Here is a 19,178-nt window from a genome sequence, read left to right as displayed (position 1 = left end):
GCGATGACCAGTGAACGTTCGGGCCGATGCCGGACCACCGGAACCAAAGTGATCAGGGGCAGTTAATCCAATGAAGGGCTAATTAAGAAAATGGAGAAATTGCAATGAAAACAATGATCATGTGCGCGTTGGCGATTTCCATTGGACTGCCCGTCGTGGCTTCGGCAGCCGAAGCCGATGTGGTTGTTAGAACCCATCATCGACATCACGGCAGCGTCAAGATCATCAACGAAGACGGTCAGCGCTTGCACCACCGCCGCCATGGTACTGTGGCGTTCTACGACCATGGGCGCCGGCATCATCACCGCGATACCGTTGTCGTGACAGGTTCCGTTTCCACCCATCGCCACCACCATCGGCACCATCCCGTGGTGATCGAGAACGACGGGTACTGACCACAGATCTCCGGCCCGATTCTTGAAGGAATCGGGCCACGAGAGGCCCTTTGATCATGCTTTTGGCAGCACCGTCGGCAAGACAATTGCCCCTAGCCAGACTTAGGTCTGACCCCTGCCCGACCGAAGTCCAGGTTGGAAACGCATGCGCTTGCCCCAAATTCGGGGTGGCGGGCAAAAATGATCGATGAAACCAAGAGCAGCAGCATGTCGAACCGTGAGACCAAACGATCCGATGCCCTGAGCACGCGAGTAACAGAGATCAAGGCCAGGATGCAGCAAGCCCAGATTACCGAAGACGAGATGAAGACCTTCCAGAAGGTCGCGGCCATCATGGAGGGCGGCGAGGGCCGAATCGAGGTTGACGACCTGATTGCCGCGTCATTCCTCACCGACACGCTGCTGAACAGCCCGAAGCGTTAAGCGACCATGCCGACGATTAGCAGACTTTTTGATTCCCACGCCGATGCGACGCGGGTCGCTAGCGACTTGGTGGCGGCCGGAATTCCTCGCGTACAGATCGCGATCATCGGGCCTTACAATGACGAGACAGGATCTGTTTGGGTTTCCGCTTTGGGATCGGTACTGGGCGCTGCTGCCGGCGGGTTGGCATGTCTGAGCGTCGTTGCGGCAGTTGGCATCAATCCTGTTGCTGCGAGCGTATTGCCAACAGCGGTGGCTGGCGCGGTCTGTGGCGGCGTTGCCGGCGGTCTGTTTGGAACATTCGCCCTGCACGCCATGAAGGCGGATGATCAGGACGTGGCCGAGGGCGTCGTCCTGGTGACGGCGCATGTCGATGAAAATGACGCCGAGATCGCTCAGACAGTGCTCGGCGGTCCCCCGTCGACGTTGGTGGCCGAAGCAGCTTAGGAAAGCCGCCTCGACGTCGCCGGAACCGGCACTCTCCGTTTGCCAGCGATTGAACTCCACACCCGGCAGATAGCAATTCAGACTGGGGATGTTCCTGCCGTCGGCCCGCATGGCCGAACCCTGTGGCAGGTTGCTTCGCGGCCGCATATTTTGACGAAAAGGCCCGTCGGCTCTAGGGTCGATGGACCTGATGGAATGAGTGAAACGGCGGGCCGAGTGCGACATGAATTTGAATTCAACCACAGCCCCGCCCTTGATTCTTGTGATGACGCTGGTTCTCGTCGCTGGCTGTTCATCGCTCGGCAGAACCGTCGATCCGGCGAAATACGATTCAATGACGTGCACCGACCTCAACAGTGCGATGGGAGACGTCGCCCGTGACATCTCGCAAACGGCAATCACGCGCGGCAAGGTCGCCAACACCAATGTTCCACGCTGGCTGCTCGGCGGCTCACGCGTGAAGACCGCGGTAGCCAACCGTGAAACAGCCAGGATCGACCGGCTTAAGCAGCAACAGGATGCCATTGCCGCCGTGCGAGCGCGCAAGTGCCAGAGGTCCGCGAATTGAGCGGACAGCCAACGCCTCGGTGCAGAGCCCGGTTCAGGCGCTCAGGCGAAATCGCGTCACGTCGATCGCGGCGGCCATCAGCGTCTGTGTGTAGGCGTGCTGCGGATTGCTGAAGATCGCCTCGGTCGGCCCTTCCTCGACGATCTTGCCCTGTTTCATGACGATGATGTAGTCGGCCATGGCGCGCACGACCGACAGATCGTGGCTGATGAAGAGATAGGACAATTCGTGGTCCGCCTGCAGCTTGCGCAGCAGTTCGACGATCTGTTTCTGCACAGAGCGATCGAGCGCCGAAGTCGGCTCATCCAATACCACCAGCCTGGGCTTCAGGATCATGGCGCGGGCAATGGCGATGCGCTGCCGCTGACCGCCGGAGAATTCGTGCGGGTAGCGGTTGCGGGCGTTGGGGTCGAGGCCGACCTCGCGCAAGGCCTCGACCGCGCGTTGATCACGCTGCTTGCCCGAAAGGTCAGGCTCATGCACCAGAAGTCCTTCGGTGATGACCTGGCCGACAGTCATGCGCGGCGACAACGAGCCGAACGGGTCCTGGAAGACGAGCTGCATCTGGCGCCGCAGCGGCCGCATCGCCTGCCTGTCGGCTTGGGAAATGTCGCGATCGCCGAAACGGATGAGCCCGTCACTCGGCAACAGCCGCAGCAAGGCGCGGCCAAGAGTCGATTTGCCCGAGCCGGATTCACCAACGATGCCGATGGTCTGGTTGCGCTGCAGCCGGATCGAGATGTGATCGACTGCACGCAGCATCAGCGGTTCGCCAGCAAGAAACCCGCCGCCGATCCTGAACGTCACTTCGACATTCCTGCCTTCGAGCAGCACTGGGGCGTTGGCGGGCGGCGGCGCCTTGCTGCCGGTCGGCTCGGCCGCCAGCAGCATTTTCGTGTAGGCATGCTGTGGGTTGACGAAGATGGCCTCCGCCTCCCCCTCCTCGACAACCTCGCCCTGGCGCATGACATAGACCCGATCGGCAAAGCGGCGGACGATGCCAAGATCGTGGGTGATGAAGACGATCGCCATGCCGAGCTTGCGCTGCAATTCGGCCAGAAGCATCAGGATCTGCGCCTGTATGGTCACATCGAGCGCCGTCGTCGGCTCGTCGGCGATCAATATGTCAGGGTCGTTGGCGAGAGCCATCGCGATCATCACACGCTGGCGCTGGCCACCCGACATTTCGTGCGGATAGGATTTCATCCGCCGCTCGGGATCGGGAATATGCACCAGCCGCAGCAGTTTGAGCGCTTCTTCACGCGCCTCGGCGACATTCAGGCCCCGATGCCGGCGGATCGGTTCGATCAACTGGTTGCCGATTGAATAGAGCGGATCGAGCGAAGTCATCGGCTCCTGGAAGATCATGCTGATCTTGCGGCCACGGACCTTGTTGAGCTCGGATTTGCTGAGTGTTAGAAGATTGCGGCCACGATAGTCGACGCTGCCTGTCGCTTCGCCATTCGACGCCAGCAGGCTCATCGCCGCCATCATCGTCTGGCTTTTGCCGGAGCCGGATTCGCCGACCACGGCAACGGTCTCGCCCGATTTGACATGGATGTTTATGCCCTTGACCGCCTCGACGGCGCCGTCGAGCGTGCGGAAGCGGACACGCAAATCCTTGACGCTGAGGATCGTTTCGGAAGCAGCCATCTCAGCGGTCCCCCTCTTTATCGACCCGCATCTTAGCGATCCCCATCTTAGCGATCCCTCGGGTCGAGTGCGTCGCGCAGGCCGTCGCCGACGAAGTTCAGCGCAAACAGCGTCGAGACGAGGAAGAAGGCGGGGAACAGGAGCAGCCAGTTGGCGGTGCCGATGTTCTTGGCGCCGACCGAGATCAGAACGCCCCAGCTGGTCATCGGCTCCTGCACGCCGAGGCCGAGAAACGATAGGAAGCTTTCCAGGATGATCACCTGCGGCACCAGCAGCGTCATGTAGATGACCACCGGGCCGAGCAGGTTGGGGATGACGTGGCGCAGCAGGATGCCGCGCTGGCCGACGCCCATGGCTTCCGCCGCCTGGACATATTCCTGGCGGCGGATCGACAGTGCCTGGCCGCGCACGATGCGCGCCATGTCGAGCCACAGCACGGCGCCGACGGCCAGGAACATCAGCACGAAGTTGCGGCCGAAGAACACCACCAGCATGATGACGAAGAAGATGAAGGGCAAGGAATAGAGCACGTCGACGATGCGCATCATCACCTCGTCGACCTTGCCTCCGGCAAAACCGGCAGCGGCCCCGTAGACCACGCCGATGACCACCGCCACGACGCCCGCGAGCAGGCCGATGGCCAGCGATATACGCCCGGCCATCAGCGTGCGCGACAACAGGTCCCGTCCGGTGTTGTCGGTGCCGAACAGGAAATATTGCTGCTTGATCGAGGCGCTCATCGTCACTTCGAGACCGTCCGGCGACTTGCTCTCGATCTTGGTGTCGTCAAAGGCATCGGATCGGTCAAGATAGCGGATGTTGCGATCGTCGATCGGCCTGGTCGACTTGACGGTGACGAAGACCTGGTTGCCTTCCTGCCGCCATTCCTTGATGTCGACCCGCATGCGCTTGATCGCTTCGGTGAGCGCCGTCTCGATCATGTCGGCCTTCGGATAGGCTGACAGGCTTGGCGGCATGCGCACATAGTCGGCATAGATGGTGGTGTATTGATGCGGCACGAACCACGGCCCGAACACGCTGACGACACCGATCAGGGCAAGGTAATACAGGCTGAACATGGCGGCGCGATTGGCCTTGAGCCGCGCCCAGGCATCCCCCCAGAGCGAACGGCCGATGACGGTGGGGGCGACTGTGGCCGCGATGTCAGTCATAGCGCACCCTCGGATCGACGACCGCGTACATGACGTCGACGATCAGGTTGAAGACAATGGTAAAGATGGCGATCACCACCACCGTTCCCATCACCAGCGTGTAGTCACGATTGAGCGCGGCATCGACGAAATAGCGGCCGACGCCTGGGATGGAGAAGATCGTCTCGACGATGACCGAGCCGGTCAGCAGTGCCGCCGCCGCCGGACCGGTGAAGGAGACGATCGGCAGGATGGCGCCGCGCAAAGCATGCTTGACCACCACCGACCAGTCGGACAGGCCCAGCGCGCGCGCCGTGCGGATGTGGTGGGACCGCAAGGATTCGATCATCGAGCCACGCATCAGCCGGGCGACGATGGCGATCTGCGGCAGGGCGAGCGTCAGCACCGGACCGACCTTGTTGATGAAAGCGCCATCGCCCCACCCACCGATCGGCAGCAGCCTCCAGGTCAGCCCGAACAGGAGTTGGATCACCGGCGCGATGACGAAGGTTGGGATGGTGCTGCCGGCCGTCGCCAGCGCGATCACCGTATAGTCGCCAAGCTTGTTCTGATTGAGCGCCGCAATGGTGCCGAGCACGGAACCGAGCAGCAGCGCCAGGACAAGCGCCGAGGCGCCGAGCTGGACCGAAATCGGCAGCCCCTTGGCGAACAGTTCGGTGACGGTGAAATCCGGCATGTTGTAGCTCGGGCCGAAATTGCCGCGCAACAGATTGCCGAGATAGTGGACGAATTGCAGCCAGAGCGGGTCGTTGAGGCCAAACTGGGCTTCGAGATTGGCCCTGATCTCGGGACTGAGCCCCCGCTCCTGGTTGAATGGACCGCCCGGCGCGACGCGCATCAGGAAAAACGCCATTGTCACGATGACGAACAGCGTTGGAATGGCGGTCAGAAGCCGCCGTAATACGTATCGCAGCATCGGTGCCCCGCTTGATCCAGAGCCGCGCGCGTCCAGTTGGACGGCCGCGCTCCAGCTTTCAAATCTTCGCACCGACATTTGCCGAAATCGAATTCCGGTACCCGGGCCGATGCGATGGCAAACCATCGCCACCGCGCCTGGAAGGCGCGGTGGCTTGGCCAGGGTTAGTCCTTGCTGACGAAGCGCGACGGATGCACGTCCATCACGTTGTCGACGAAGCCATGCAGCTTCGAGGAGACGATATCGTGGTAGCTGTAATAGAGGAGCGGTATCTGGCCGACGTCGTCGACCAGGATGCGTTCGGCGTCGGCCAGTTCCTTCATGCGCTGTTCGGGGTTGCCCCCGGCGGCGGCCGCCTTGTCCATGGCCGCTTCATAGGCCGGGCTGTTGTAGTCCGAATAATTGTTGCCGCTGGCCTTGCGCGAGATGCCGAGGAAGGTTTCCGGATCCTTGTAATCGGCGATCCAGGCGGCACGTGCCAGATCATAGTTGCCCTTCTGCTCGAGGAAGGAGTAGTGGGTCTTGGTGTCGGTGTTGAGCAGCGTGACGTCGACGCCAAGCGGCTTCAGCTGTTCCTGGATCGCCACCGCAGTGTTCTTGTGGTTTTCCGACGTGTTATAGCGGATTTCCATCTTCAGCGGCTTTTCGGGCGTATAGCCGAGTTTCTCGAGGATCTTCTTGGCCGCATCCTCGCGGTCGATCTGCGGCATGTCCGCATATTTGGCCATTGCCGGCGTGTAGCCTTCGATGCCGGGAGGCACCATTGAATAGCCGGGCAGCATCGAGTTCTGCCAGACTTTTTCGGCGAGGAAGTCGCGGTCGATCGCCATCGAGATGGCATTGCGCAGCTCTACATTATCCCACGGCGCCTTGTCGGTCTTGATCGCATAATAATAGGTGCCGAGATACGGTCCAACGTGGATCTGGTCGCCAAACTTGGTCTTGAGATCGGCGAGCTGTTCAGTCGGAAGGTCGTCGTAGCTGTCCAGTTCGCCTGCCTCGAAGCGCTTCATCGCCGAAGAGCGGTCCTCGGTCGGGATGTAGTTGACGACGTCGAACTTGACGGTCGCCGCATCCCAGAATTTCGGGTTCTTGACCAGCTTCATATGATCGTTGGGAACCCATTCGGCCAGCGTATAGGCGCCGTTCGAAACGAGATTGCCGGGCTTGATCCAATCGGCGCCGAGCTTTTCGATGGAGGCCTTGCTCACCGGATAGGTCGCCTGGTGGGTCAGCATCTCCAGGAAGTAGGGCGTCGGCGCCTTCAGCGTGACCTCCAGCGTATTTGCGTCAATCGCCTTGACGCCCATGTCCTCAGGCTTGCCCTTCTTGGTGTTGACGTCCTCCGCACCCTTTACCGGATACAGCATCGAGGCGTATTCGGCGCCGGTCGCCGGATCCTCCAGCCGGTGGAAGGCATAGACGAAATCGTCAGCCGTAACCGGGCTGCCATCCGACCACATGCCGTCCTTGCGCAGCTTGAACGTATAGACGGTTCCGTCGTCCGAAACCGTCCAGCTCTCGGCGGCACCAGGAATGAGATTGGCCTTCTGGTCCTGCATGACCAAGCCCTGGAACAGGTCGCGCAGGACATTGGCTTCGTAAACCGTCGAGGTCTTGTGCGGATCGACCGACTCCGATTCAGCGGCGGTGCCCCTGTTATAGACGGTCTCGGCAAAGGCCTGCGTGTAGAACGTCCCGGCGGCCAGCGTCATCGTCGTGGCGAACACAGTCGCCTTCAGCATGTTTTTCAGCATGAAGTTCTCCCTGTCGGCGCCGCCGTTGGCGCGCCTATTAAGTGTTGACGCCCTGGAGCCGATATCTGACCCCTTTGAGCGCGCCGCTGGTTCCCGTCCTGCGGCTCGTGCCCAGACACTAACGCGGAGAATTTTTATTTCAACAGACTCTCTGGGTCACCCAAAGTAAGGCGGACGAAAGCTATGGTGTGGCCGCTGAAACACCAGCCGAAACCAAAAGCTTGACTTGGTTTCTTCACCTCGACGCTATTTTTCACCGCGAATCGGGAGCCATGCCAGTTTGCCGGAATGTCTTAATGCGTTCTTAAGCAACCTGAGGTTACATTACGAGTACCTTCTATACGGTTCGAGCTTCAGACGCGCGGCGGCTATGAGTAACGGAGCAAGTAAATTGCCCAAAATCCGTCAACTAATGCGGAACTTTCAAGAAGAGCGCGGTACCTCTGCGGTTGAATTTGCCTTGCTTTCACCGATTTTCATTCTTCTTCTACTCGGAATGGTTGCATACGGTATATACTTCGGCGCCGCCAACTCGATCCAGCAGATCGCAGCGGATGCCGCCCGCACGGCAATTGCCGGGTTGAACCAGACCGAACGTCAAACGCTCGTAACCAGCTTCGTCACCAACAATGCCGGCGGATATCCCTTCGTGGATGTCAGCAAGTTGACCTACCAGGCCAACGACAGCACGGCCGATGGAAGCCAGTTCGTGGTGTCCATCCAATACGACGCCCGCAACCTGCCGATCTGGAACCTTTTCCCGGGCATAGCCATGCCCGGGACCACGATCAGGCGCCAGTCAACGATCAGGGTCGGGGGCATTTGAATGCTGCTGCATGCGTGCAATGGGATCGGTCGGCTTGCCCGGTTGATGCTGAGTGACAGGAAAGCGAACTTCACCGTCATGGCGGCATTGAGCGCGCCGGTGGCGCTGGCGCTGGCCGCAGTGGCCATCGACGAAGCCTCGATCTACACCGAGCGCCGCGAAGCGCAGGCAATGGTGGATCTGGCGGCGATCACCGCCGCCTCGAACATGACCAATGTCAATACAGCGGTCGTTACCACGCTGACCGACAACGGCATGCCAGGGGTTGTCGTTCAAAGCTCGGGACAGACGATCGAGCCGGCGGTCGGCAAAACCGTCGTGACGGTCACGCCCGGGCGATATGTGGCATCCGGGGCCAATGTGGGCCAGCGTTTCCAGGCCAGCATAACCCCCTACAATGCCGTCCGTGTCACCCTGAAGAAGATCCCCGCCCGCTATTTCGCGAGTTCCCTGATCCCCACTCCCGTCATCGGCACCCAAGCCACCGCCAGCATGACGCCACAGGCGACATTCTCGGTCGGATCGAGGCTCGCCAGCCTCGATGGCGGTATCCTCAACGCGCTTCTCGGCGGACTGCTCGGCAGCAACATCTCGCTCAGTGTCATGGACTACAACGCGCTGATCTCCGCGGATGTGAGCGTGCTCTCCTTCGTGGACGGCCTTGCCACACAGCTGAACCTGACCGGCGTCTCGTATTCGGATGTGCTGGCATCGAAGGCGACCGTCGGCCAGATCGCCACGGCCATGGCCAATGTGCCTGGGCTTGGCAACACGGCCAAGGTCGCCCTGCAGACGATCGCGTCCAAGTCGACCAGCACGGTCCAGATCCCGCTCAGTCATCTGGTCGATCTCGGCTCCGTCGGCAAGTTGGGCCTCGGCCAAAGGCCCGCCGGCCTCGGCGTCGACGCCAGCGCCTTGGGAATGCTGACGGCCGCCGCCGGACTGGCAAACGGTTCAAAACAGGTCGACGTCGCCCTCGGAGCCACCATTCCCGGGGTGCTGTCGACCACGCTCGCCATCGCCATCGGCGAACCACCGCAATCCTCGCCATGGCTGGCGGTTGGAGAAGCCGGCACCGTGGTTCGCACCGCGCAAACGCGCATTAAGCTGCTTGTCACGGTCGGCGTCGGCAACCCAAACCTGGGCGGCGGTATCAGCCTGCTGTCGGTCAAGCTGCCGCTGAATGTCGAAGTAGCCTACGCCGAGGCCAAGCTGACCGACATCAACTGCCCGACCGGCCCCGACAGCCTGAAGGTTACCATTGCCGCGAAGCCCGGCATCGCGGCGGTGAACCTTGCCGCCAGCGATGCCGATAACAGCCCCACCGCCTTCGCGGATTTCAGCAACCCGCAGTCGTTCTCCGACGCCAACATCGCGGATGTCAGCCTCAATCTGCTGCTGCTAAAAATCCCGCTAATACTGGTGAAGGGTTCGGCGGGTGCCGACATCACCAACGTCAGCCCGACCAACCTGGTCTTCAACAAAACCGAGATCGCCGCCAAAACCATCAAGACGACGCCGACACGGGACATTACCCAGACGCTGACAACGTCACTGGTCGACAAGTTGTCGCTTTCCGTCAATGCGCTTGGTATCCTCGGGCTTGACGTAACGGCGTTGCTCGGCACCGTGAAGCCAGCTGTGACGACGCTTCTGAAAACCGTGACCGCACCAGTCGACACATTGCTTTACAATCTACTCGATACGCTCGGCGTGCATCTCGGCGTGGCCGATGTCCGGGTCACCGGCGCGACATGCGGACGTGCCGTGCTGGTGCAGTAACGTCGGGATATCAGTCGAGCCTGCCCAAAAAGGCTCCGAGCGCTGGCAGCAAAAGCTCAGTCTCGACGACCGCGGCATTGCCATCCAGCTGCGCAACCGCTCCGATGTCCCCCGGCAACGGCCAATTGGCCGGTCCTCCGGCGAAATTGAAGACACAGAGCAGTCTTTCACCGCCGCCGTCGCGGATGAAAGCGAGCAGGTCACCCTTGGCGTCGAGAAAGCGGATCGAGCCGGATATCAGCGCCTCATGCTCCCCGCGCAAGGCCAGCGCAGCCCGGTAGGACGCGAGCACAGAGACCGTGTCGGCATTCTGGACGTCAACGGCGCGAGCGCGATGGCTGGCCGGTATCGGCAGCCAGGGCCTGGCCGTGGAGAAGCCTGCATTGTCGGCGCCGGCCTCCCACACCATCGGCGTGCGGCACCCATCCCTGCCCTTGACGCCTGGCCAGAAGCGGATGCCGACGGGATCGCGCAGATCTTCATAGGCCAGCTCCGCCTCCTCCAGCCCGAGTTCCTCGCCCTCGTAGAGGCAGATCGAGCCGCGCAGGCAGGCGAGCAGCATGATCGAGAATCTTGCGACCGCGTCGGGCTCGCTGTCCGGCCTTGTCCAGCGGCTGACATGGCGCGCCACGTCATGGTTGGAGAAGGCCCAGCAGACCCAGCCGTCGGAGACGGCCGCCTCGAAGGCTTCGACGCAGCCACGCACATGCGCAGCCGAGAACTGCGGACCGAGCAGGTCGAAGGTGTAACACATATGCAGCTTGTCGCCGCCTGAAGTGTAGGCCGCGAGCGTCTGCAGCGAGCGGCCTTCATCGCCGATCTCGCCGACGGCGGCGCGGTCGTCATATTCGTCGAGCAGCGCCCTGAAGCGGCGCAGGAACGCCAGGTTTTCCGGCTGCGTCTTGTCGAACAGGTGCTCCTGGTAAAGGTAGGTGTTGGTCTCGCTGTTGGTGCCGGCGACGCTTGATGCCAAGGGTGGATTGCTGCGCAACCAGCGGTCGTGGACATAGTAATTGACCGTATCGAGCCGAAAACCGTCGACGCCGCGCTCCAGCCAGAAGCGCACAGTTTCCAGAAGCGCGTCCTGAACCTCCGGATTGTGGAAATTCAGATCGGGCTGCGAGGGGAGGAAATTGTGCATGTAATACTGCCGGCGGGTAGAATCCCATTCCCAGGCCGGGCCACCGAAGACGGAGAGCCAGTTGTTTGGCGCGCTGCCATCTGGCTTGGTATCGGCCCAGACATACCAGTCGGCTTTGGGGTTATCGCGGCTGGCGCGGCTTTCGACAAACCAGTCGTGCTTGTCGGATGAATGCGACAGCACCTGGTCGATGATGATCTTCAGGCCGAGACGATGCGCCTCGGCGACCAGCGCATCGAAATCCTCGAGCGTGCCGAACATCGGATCGACATCGCAGTAGTCCGACACGTCGTAGCCCATATCGGCCATCGGCGACTTGAAGAAAGGCGACAGCCAGATGGCGCCGACACCGAGCGAGGCGACATGGGCGAGCCTCGATGTGATACCGGCGAGATCGCCGCTGCCATCGCCGGTCGTGTCCTGGAAGGAGCGCGGATAGATCTGGTAGATGGCGCAACCGCGCCACCATCCCTTCTTGTCACTCGCCGCCATTGCGCTTCTCCCTTGTGCCGGCCTGCGCTCGTTCGATCATGAAGATCATCGTCCGCCCGGATATTGGCCGCGAGATATCCGCCGCATCCGGCGCTTCGATAGCTGGGGCCCAGAAGAATCCGTCTCGTTCAGGCAAGGTGAACATGCAGGCCCGGCGATCGCCGTTGACAAGCACCGCAAGACGGCGGTCGTCATCGCTGGCGCCACTCAGGACCATGACAAGACGGTGCCGCTGCGGATCCTGCCAGCTCTGTTCATCGAGCGGCGCGCCCGTCTCAGCAAGCCATGCGACGTCCGGTATCTCCGAACCTGCCGGCGGCTGGCCAGTGAGGAAGCTTGTGTCGGAAAGCGCCGGCATCGATCGGCGCAGCCTCGAGAGTTCCGCCGTGTAGCGCTCCAGCGCCTGGTCGCGGCCGGCCCAGTCGAGCCAGGTGATCTCGTTGTCCTGGGCATAGGCGTTGTTGTTGCCTTGCTGGGTGCGGCCGAATTCGTCGCCCGCGGTCAGCATGATGGTGCCGCGCGAGGCAAACAGCGCGGCGAGCAGAGCGCGCTGGTCGTTCTGGCGAGCCGCTGCCACGGCCGGGTTGTCCGCATCACCTTCCACGCCGTTGTTCCAGGACAGGTTTTCATTGTGGCCGTCGCGGTTCTGCTCGCCATTGGCTTCGTTGTGCTTGCGCTCGTAGCGCACGATGTCGGCGAGCGTCATGCCGTCATGGGCGGCGATGAAATTGACACTGCGGCTGGCGCCTTGCCCGTTCGCGGCAAACACATCTGACGAACCGGCGAGCCGGGTCGCCAGGGCGCCGACCATGCCGGCGTCGCCACGCCAGAACCGTCTTACATCGTCGCGATACTTGTCGTTCCATTCGAGGAAGGGCGCTGGAAAATTGCCGAGCTGATAGCCGTCGGGGCCGATGTCCCACGGCTCGGCGATCAACACGCGATCGGCCAGCAGTGCGTCATCGCGCATCGCTCTCAGCAGCGGCGCCTCGGCATCGAATGTGCCCTCGACCCGCCCCAGAATGGGAGCGAGGTCGAAGCGGAAGCCATCGACACCGGCATCCCTGACGAAATGGCGAAGCGTGTCGAGGACCATCTCCTGGACCACAGGATGGTCGCAAGCGACTGTGTTGCCGGTACCGGTGTCGTTGGCCAGCCTGCCATCAGGTGTGTGCCGGTAGTAGGCCTGGTTGTCGAAGCCGCGCAGCGACAGCGTGGGACCAAGCCTGTCGCTCTCGCCGGTGTGGTTGAAGACGAGGTCGAGGATGACGCCGATACCAGCCTGGCGCAGCACAGCGACCGTGTTTCGCAGTTCCATGATGCCGCCCGGCGCAAGGCGCGGATCGAGGGCCATGAACGTCACGGGATTGTAGCCCCAGGCGTTGCGCAGCCCGAGCGGCGGCAGATGCCGTTCGTCGATCGACGCGGTCACCGGGATCAATTCGACCGCGCCAACGCCGAGTTTTTTCAGGTGCTCGACGATCGCCGGTTGAGCAAGTGCGGCGACTGTTCCGCGCAATTTTTCGGGAACGTCCGAATGCAGCATGGTGAAGGCGCGCACCGGAATTTCGTAGACCAGGCCGCCGGCGCGGAAGAGCGGCGGCGCAGCCTGCACAGGCTTCGGTAGCGCAGCCGCGATCGCCTTCGGCATCAGCGACGCGGTATCGCCCCCCTCGCCCCGGCGATCGGCCAGCCGCCAGTCATAGGCATAAGGCCTGTCAATCTCGACGGCGTAGGGATCGGTCAGCAATTTGTCGGGGTCGAACCACAGTCCATGCTCCGGCGCATAGTCCCCGTCGGCGCGGAAACCGTAGCGGGTTCCGGAGCCAAGACCTGCAACGAACAGCGCGTGGACGCCCTCGCCTTCCCGCTGCAGTTCGAGCCGTTCGATTTCCCGCATGCCCTGCTCGTCGAAGATCGAGACCCAAAGCCGACGGGCGGCCTGCGACCAGGCGGCAAAGCGGATGCCTTCGCGGGTGACTGTGGCGCCGAGCTGGGTCATGCCCGCGCCTCACCTTCTCCCCTCGCGGGAGAAGGTGGATCGGCGCGCAGCGCCGAGACGGATGAGGGGTGTTGAAAGGAACGCGGCGTTAGTGATCTGGACATCGGTTTGCGCCAAGCTGGAGCACCCCTCATCCGACCGAGCTTCGCTCGGCCACCTTCTCCCACAAGGGGAGAAGGTGAAACGCGCGCAGCCACTCTCAAGTGATCACGCTCGGCTTGGGGCGGCCGGTATGGCTGTGAATCCCGGCAATATCGTCAGCCGCGGCAATCAGATCGGCAAGGGCGGCCTGGGTGTCGAGATCGTGCCGAGACTTGTCCGGCTCGTAGCGCTCGATGTAGACGCGCAACGTCGCGCCCGACGTGCCGGTGCCGGACAGCCGAAAGACGACCCGCGAACCACCTTCGAACAGAACCCTGATGCCCTGATGCTCGCTGATCGAACCGTCGACCGGATCGTGATAGGCAAAATCGTCGGCACTGGCGATTTTCAGGCCGCGCACGCTGGTGCCAGGCAGCGAGCCGAGCTTGGCACGCAGTTCGTCGACCAGCGCGTTGGCGCGGTCGCTCTCGACCTCTTCATAATCATGCCGCGAATAGTAGTTGCGACCGTAGGTCGCCCAGTGCTCGGTGACGATCTGCTTGCAGCTTTCGCCACGCGCGGCGAGGATGTTGAGCCACAAAAGCACCGCCCACAGGCCGTCCTTTTCGCGGACATGGTTGGAGCCGGTGCCGGCACTCTCTTCACCGCAGATCGTCGCCATGTCGGCATCGAGCAGATTGCCGAAGAATTTCCAGCCGGTCGGAGCCTCATAGATGCCGACGCCGAGTTTTTCAGCAACGCGATCGGCCGCGCCACTGGTCGGCATCGAGCGTGCAATGCCTTTCAAACCGGCCTTGTAGCCGGGCGCCAGACGCGCATTGGCGGCGAGCATGGCGACCGAATCCGACGGGGTGACGAAAATGCCCTTGCCGATGATCAGATTGCGGTCGCCATCGCCATCCGAGGCGGCGCCGAAATCCGGTGCGTCCGGTCCCATCATCTCGTCATAGAGGTGCTTGGCATGGACGAGGTTAGGGTCCGGGTGATGGCCGCCGAAATCCGGCAGCGGCTTGAAATTGCGGCAGGTGCCATTGGGCGCGCCGAGCCGGTTTTCCAGGATCTCCTTGGCGTAGGGACCGGTCACCGCGTGCATGGCGTCGAAGCGCATGCGGAAGCCGGACTTGAAGAGTTTGCGCAGGGCGTCGAAATCGAACAGGCTTTCCATCAGCGCGGCATAGTCCACGACCGGATCGATGATCTCGACCGTCATGCCGGCGGCCTTGACCGTGCCTGTTGTGTCGATGTCGATCGGATCGATATCGGCGATCTTGAAGCTCGAAATCGCCTTGGTCTTTTCGAAGATCGCGTCGGTGAGCTTTTCCGGCGCCGGGCCGCCATTGCCGGCATTGTACTTGATGCCGAAATCCTCATGCGGGCCGCCCGGATTGTGGCTGGCCGACAGGATGATGCCGCCGAAGGTCTTGTATTTGCGGATGACATGCGAAGCGGCTGGCGTCGACAGGATGCCGCCCTGCCCGACCATCACCTTGCCGAAGCCGTTGGCGGCTGCGATGGCGATGGCCTTCTGGATGACCTCGCGGTTGTAGAAGCGGCCGTCGCCACCGATCACCAGGGTCTTGCCCTTGAAACCGTCGAGCGCGTCGAAGATCGACTGGATGAAATTCTCGGCATAGTGCTCCTGCTGAAAGACAGGCACCTTCTTGCGCAGGCCCGACGTGCCGGGCTTCTGGTCGGAATAAGGCTTGGTGGGAACGGTCCGTATCATGCTTCAGGCAACCCTTTTCGAAAGCAGCGAACGATAGAGTTCGACGTATTTTTCCGCGCTCTTGTCCCACGACACATCGGCTTTCATGCCCTGGCGCTGCAGTGATTCCCAGACCGTCGGACTGGCATGGGCGTCGACGAGGCGGCGGATAGCGTGCAGCAAGGCGCCGCCATTGTTGGGCGCGAACTGGAAGCCGGTGGCGACGCCGGCAGAGACGGCAGCCTCATTGGCGTCGATGACCGTGTCGGCGAGGCCGCCGGTGCGCGCGACCACCGGCACGCAGCCATAGCGCAGGCCGTAAAGCTGCGTCAGCCCGCACGGTTCGAAGCGCGAGGGGATGACGATGGCGTCGCAGCCGCCCTGCATGATGTGCGACAGCCCCTCGTCGTAGCCGACGACGACGCCGATGCGGCCGCGATGCCTGGCGGCGGCGGCAAGCAGCGCGCCTTCGAGACCGGCATCGCCCGATCCCAGGATGGCGAGCCGCGCACCCGTCGCGACAATGCCGTCGACCACCAGCGCCAATATGTCCATGCCCTTTTGCCAGGTCAGGCGGCTGACCACGCAGACGATCGGGCTGTCATCGCGCTCAAGGCTGAAGCGATCCTCCACGGCAGCCCTGTTGGGTGCGCGCGCCTTCAGCGTGCTGCCCGTGTAGTTGGACACCAGATGCTTGTCGGTTTCCGGATCCCAGATGCCGGTGTCGATGCCGTTGACGATGCCATGGAGATCGCTGGAGCGCATGTTGATGAGGCCGTCGAGGCCCATGCCGAATTCGGGCGAGCGGATTTCCTGCGCGTAGGTCGGACTGACCGTGGTGATCGCCCAGGCGGCCTGCAGGCCCGCCTTGAGGAAGCCGACACCACCATAATATTCGACGCCGTCGAGCGCCATCGCCGCCGCCGGCAAGCCAAGCTCGCCGAAAATGCCGGCGCCGAACTGGCCCTGGAAGGCGAGGTTGTGGACGGTCATCATCGAAGGCACGCCGACCGCCTTGCCATAGCGCATATAGGCCAGCGTCATCGCCGACTGCCAGTCATGGGCGTGCACGATGTCGGGCTGGTAGCCCGAGATGGCGCCGCCGGCGATGTCGCCGCCGACCTGGCTCAACGCCGCGAAACGCCGCCAATTGTCTGGCCAGTCGACGCCGGTCGCATTGCCATAGGGGCCGCCGGGACGGTCGAACAGATGCGGCGCATCGAGCACGAACAGTTCGAGCCCGGCGAGTTGGACGGAATGGACAGAGGCCTTGCCGCCCTGCAGCAAGGGGTATTGCAGAACCGCCCGCTTTTTCTTGAAGGCAGCCATGACGGTCGGAAAGCCGGGCATGAGCGTGCGCACGGTCACGCCCTTGGCCGCCAAGGCAATGGGCAGCGCGCCGGTCACGTCGGCAAGCCCACCGGTCTTGATGAGCGGGAAAATTTCCGGCGTGACCGACAGAACCTGCATGCGTCAGAGCCCCAGCTTGTCGATCATGTCCTGGGTGACCAGGCAGATGCCCTTTTCGGAAACGCGGAAGCGCTTGGCGTCGAGAATAGGATCTTCGCCGACCACCAGCCCTTCCGGTATCCTAACACCATGGTCGATGACCACGCGCTTCAACTTTGCGTTCCGGCCGACATGAACGTCGGGCAGCATGACGACTTCTTCGAGCGTCGAATAGGAATTGATGCGCGCGCCGGTGAAGATCAGGCTTTTTTTCAGCGAAGCCCCCGAGACGATGCAATCGCCCGAAACCAGCGAAGACACAGCCGAACCGCGGCGGCCATCCTCGTCATGCACGAACTTTGCCGGCGGCTTCAATTCGGCATAGGTCCAGATCGGCCAGTCGCGGTCGTAGAGGTCGAGTTCCGGCGTGATATCGGTCAGGTCGATATTGGCTTCCCAATAGGCGTCGACCGTTCCGACGTCGCGCCAGTAGGCCTCGTTCTCGGCGGTCGAACGGACGCAGGACTTGGCGAAGCGGTGCGCGATCGCCTTACCGTGCTGGACGATATAGGGGATGATGTCCTTGCCGAAGTCGCGGCTCGAGCCCGGCTCGGCCGCATCGCGGCGCAACTGCTCCATCAGAAACTTGGTCTTGAAGACGTAAATGCCCATCGAGGCCAAGGCAAACTCCGGCTTATCGGGAATGCCGGGCGGATCGGCGGGCTTTTCGACGAAGGCGATGATGTTGTCCTTGCCATCGACATGCATGACGCCGAAGCCGGTGGCTTCCATGCGCGGCACTTCGAGGCAGCCAACGGTGACGTCGGCATTGGCGTCGACGTGCTGGCGAAGCATCATCTCGTAGTCCATCTTGTAGATGTGGTCGCCAGCCAGGATGACCATGTATTCGGGTCCGTAGGCCTCGATGATGTCGATGTTCTGATAGACGGCGTCAGCCGTGCCCTCATACCACTGCGTTTCCGAGACGCGCTGGCTGGCCGGCAGGATGTCGAAGCTTTCGTTTCGCTCTGGGCGCAGGAAGTTCCAGCCGCGCTGCAAATGACGGATCAGCGAATGTGCCTTGTACTGGGTGGCAACGCCGAGGCGTCGAATGCCGGAGTTAAGCGCGTTGGAGAGCGCGAAGTCGATGATGCGCGTCTTGCCGCCGAAATAGACGGCCGGCTTGGCACGCCGGTCGGTCAGTTCCTTGAGGCGGCTGCCACGGCCGCCGGCCAATACATAGGCCATGGCATCGCGCGCCAGCGGCTGGGTCCGTTTCAAGTCTGCCATTTCTACCCTCCCAAGTTACTCGATCTCGACATGTTACTCAGTGTCGATGGGTTCAGTCGGCGACGAGCTCGAGCATGATCGTGGACAGCGGCGGCAAGAGCATCGTCGCGGCGATGCTTCCTTCCTCCGCCCGTGCCTCGACCATGCCGCCATTGCCCTTGCCGGAACCGCCATATTCAGAAGCGTCGGTGTTGATGATCTCGCGCCATTTGCCTGATGTCGGCAACGGCACGCGATAATTATCGCGCGGCACCGGCGTGAAATTGGAAATGACGGCCACCGGGCTGCCGCCCGGCGCGCTGCGCAGCCAGGCAAAAACCGAATTCTGGCTGTCGTCGACGATCAGCCAGGAAAACCCTTCCGGTTCGCAGTCGCGGCCATGCAGCGCCGGGCGCGAACGGTAGAGATAGTTGAGATCGCGCACCGTCTGCCAAACGCCGCGATGCGGCCGGAATTCAAGCAGGTTCCAGTCGAGCGCGCGCGCCTCGCTCCATTCGCGGCGCTGCGCGAACTCCTGCCCCATGAAAAGCAGCTTCTTGCCGGGATAGCCCCACATGAAAGCGTAGTAGGCGCGTAGCGTCGCAAACTTCTGCCAGTCGTCGCCGGCCATCTTGCCAAGCAACGTGCCTTTGCCGTGCACAACCTCGTCATGCGAGAGCGGCAGCACGAAATTCTCCGAGAAGGCGTAGGTCAGGCCGAAGGTGAGGTCGTTGTGGTGGTGCTTTCGGAAGATCGGCTCCTTGGAGAAATACTCCAGCGTGTCGTGCATGAAGCCCATATTCCACTTGAAGCCGAAGCCGAGGCCGCCTTCATGCACCGGTGCCGAGACCTTCGGCCATGAGGTCGATTCCTCGGCTATGGTCATGACGCCCGGATGATGGCCGTAGACCTCCTTGTTCATCTTCTGCAGGAAGCTGACCGCCTCGAGATTCTCGCGGCCGCCCTTCTCGTTGGGGATCCATTCGCCGGCCTTGCGTGAATAGTCGAGGTAGAGCATCGAGGCGACCGCGTCGACGCGCAAACCGTCGACATGGTATTTCTCGGCCCAGAACCTGTCT

At 62.1% G+C, this 19,178-nt stretch carries 16 protein-coding genes; 6 read left to right on the top strand and 10 right to left on the bottom strand.

What is annotated here, in order from left to right; translation table 11 throughout:
* Positions 1 to 104 precede the first annotated feature (104 nt).
* From ENZ74_RS03630 to ENZ74_RS03615, 4 genes are all read left to right on the top strand, one after another.
* Positions 105 to 395 carry a hypothetical protein gene (locus ENZ74_RS03630; RefSeq protein WP_013532685.1) on the top strand — a complete coding sequence of 97 codons (291 nt, stop codon included), beginning with the start codon at positions 105 to 107 and terminating at the stop codon, positions 393 to 395.
* Between the two features lie 207 nt (positions 396 to 602).
* Positions 603 to 818 carry a hypothetical protein gene (locus ENZ74_RS03625; protein ID WP_024503705.1) on the top strand — a complete coding sequence of 72 codons (216 nt, stop codon included), beginning with the start codon at positions 603 to 605 and terminating at the stop codon, positions 816 to 818.
* Between the two features lie 6 nt (positions 819 to 824).
* Positions 825 to 1,265, top strand: a complete 441-nt coding sequence (locus ENZ74_RS34340; protein ID WP_063167694.1) for a hypothetical protein — start codon at positions 825 to 827, stop codon at positions 1,263 to 1,265.
* Between the two features lie 223 nt (positions 1,266 to 1,488).
* Positions 1,489 to 1,833: a hypothetical protein gene (locus tag ENZ74_RS03615; protein ID WP_013532688.1), complete on the top strand. Its 345-nt coding sequence runs from the start codon at positions 1,489 to 1,491 to the stop codon at positions 1,831 to 1,833.
* A gap of 33 nt (positions 1,834 to 1,866) precedes the next feature.
* Here ENZ74_RS03615 and ENZ74_RS03610 read toward each other — a convergent pair whose 3' ends face one another.
* The 4 genes from ENZ74_RS03610 to ENZ74_RS03595 form a co-directional block, all read right to left on the bottom strand.
* Entirely contained in the window at positions 1,867 to 3,486 is a 1,620-nt protein-coding gene (locus tag ENZ74_RS03610; protein WP_013532689.1) for an ABC transporter ATP-binding protein, read from the bottom strand.
* A 47-nt stretch (positions 3,487 to 3,533) separates the two neighbouring features.
* Positions 3,534 to 4,658 carry an ABC transporter permease subunit gene (locus ENZ74_RS03605; protein ID WP_013532690.1) on the bottom strand — a complete coding sequence of 375 codons (1,125 nt, stop codon included), beginning with the start codon at positions 4,656 to 4,658 and terminating at the stop codon, positions 3,534 to 3,536.
* Positions 4,651 to 5,574, bottom strand: coding sequence for an ABC transporter permease subunit (locus tag ENZ74_RS03600; RefSeq protein WP_013532691.1), 924 nt, complete (start codon positions 5,572 to 5,574; stop codon positions 4,651 to 4,653). The genes ENZ74_RS03605 and ENZ74_RS03600 overlap by 8 nt, the downstream gene beginning before the upstream one ends.
* Before the next feature lie 164 nt (positions 5,575 to 5,738).
* Positions 5,739 to 7,331: a peptide ABC transporter substrate-binding protein gene (locus ENZ74_RS03595; RefSeq protein WP_013532692.1), complete on the bottom strand. Its 1,593-nt coding sequence runs from the start codon at positions 7,329 to 7,331 to the stop codon at positions 5,739 to 5,741.
* A gap of 412 nt (positions 7,332 to 7,743) precedes the next feature.
* Here ENZ74_RS03595 and ENZ74_RS03590 point away from each other — a divergent pair, with 412 nt between their 5' ends.
* Together ENZ74_RS03590 and ENZ74_RS03585 are read left to right on the top strand one after the other, a co-directional pair.
* A complete protein-coding gene (locus ENZ74_RS03590; RefSeq protein ID WP_174299092.1) occupies positions 7,744 to 8,157 on the top strand; it encodes a TadE/TadG family type IV pilus assembly protein in 414 nt (137 codons plus the stop codon).
* A complete protein-coding gene (locus ENZ74_RS03585; RefSeq protein ID WP_013532694.1) occupies positions 8,158 to 9,939 on the top strand; it encodes a TadG family pilus assembly protein in 1,782 nt (593 codons plus the stop codon).
* A 10-nt stretch (positions 9,940 to 9,949) separates the two neighbouring features.
* Here ENZ74_RS03585 and ENZ74_RS03580 read toward each other — a convergent pair whose 3' ends face one another.
* The 6 genes from ENZ74_RS03580 to glgB all read right to left on the bottom strand — a co-directional run.
* A complete protein-coding gene (locus tag ENZ74_RS03580; protein WP_013532695.1) occupies positions 9,950 to 11,572 on the bottom strand; it encodes an alpha-glucosidase family protein in 1,623 nt (540 codons plus the stop codon).
* Positions 11,559 to 13,574 (bottom strand): glycogen debranching protein GlgX, encoded by a 2,016-nt coding sequence (gene glgX, locus ENZ74_RS03575; RefSeq protein ID WP_013532696.1) that lies wholly within the window; start codon positions 13,572 to 13,574, stop codon positions 11,559 to 11,561. The genes ENZ74_RS03580 and glgX overlap by 14 nt, the downstream gene beginning before the upstream one ends.
* Before the next feature lie 199 nt (positions 13,575 to 13,773).
* A complete protein-coding gene (locus ENZ74_RS03570; RefSeq protein WP_127312666.1) occupies positions 13,774 to 15,402 on the bottom strand; it encodes an alpha-D-glucose phosphate-specific phosphoglucomutase in 1,629 nt (542 codons plus the stop codon).
* Positions 15,403 to 15,405: 3 nt separating this feature from the next.
* The gene (gene glgA, locus ENZ74_RS03565) at positions 15,406 to 16,851 is read right to left on the bottom strand and encodes a glycogen synthase GlgA (RefSeq protein WP_013532698.1); all 1,446 of its coding nucleotides are present in this window, start codon (positions 16,849 to 16,851) and stop codon (positions 15,406 to 15,408) included.
* A 3-nt stretch (positions 16,852 to 16,854) separates the two neighbouring features.
* Positions 16,855 to 18,120 (bottom strand): glucose-1-phosphate adenylyltransferase, encoded by a 1,266-nt coding sequence (gene glgC, locus ENZ74_RS03560; protein WP_013532699.1) that lies wholly within the window; start codon positions 18,118 to 18,120, stop codon positions 16,855 to 16,857.
* A 52-nt stretch (positions 18,121 to 18,172) separates the two neighbouring features.
* Positions 18,173 to 19,178: 1,4-alpha-glucan branching enzyme (gene glgB, locus ENZ74_RS03555; protein WP_127312665.1), on the bottom strand; the 1,006-nt coding region annotated here is incomplete at its 5' end.

Origin of the sequence: Mesorhizobium sp. M7A.F.Ca.CA.002.15.2.1 (genome assembly GCF_003998715.1) — a bacterium.
Taxonomy (GTDB): domain Bacteria; phylum Pseudomonadota; class Alphaproteobacteria; order Rhizobiales; family Rhizobiaceae; genus Mesorhizobium; species Mesorhizobium ciceri.
Note: the sequence above shows the minus strand (reverse complement) of the source record. Positions and strands in the feature narration are given on the sequence as shown.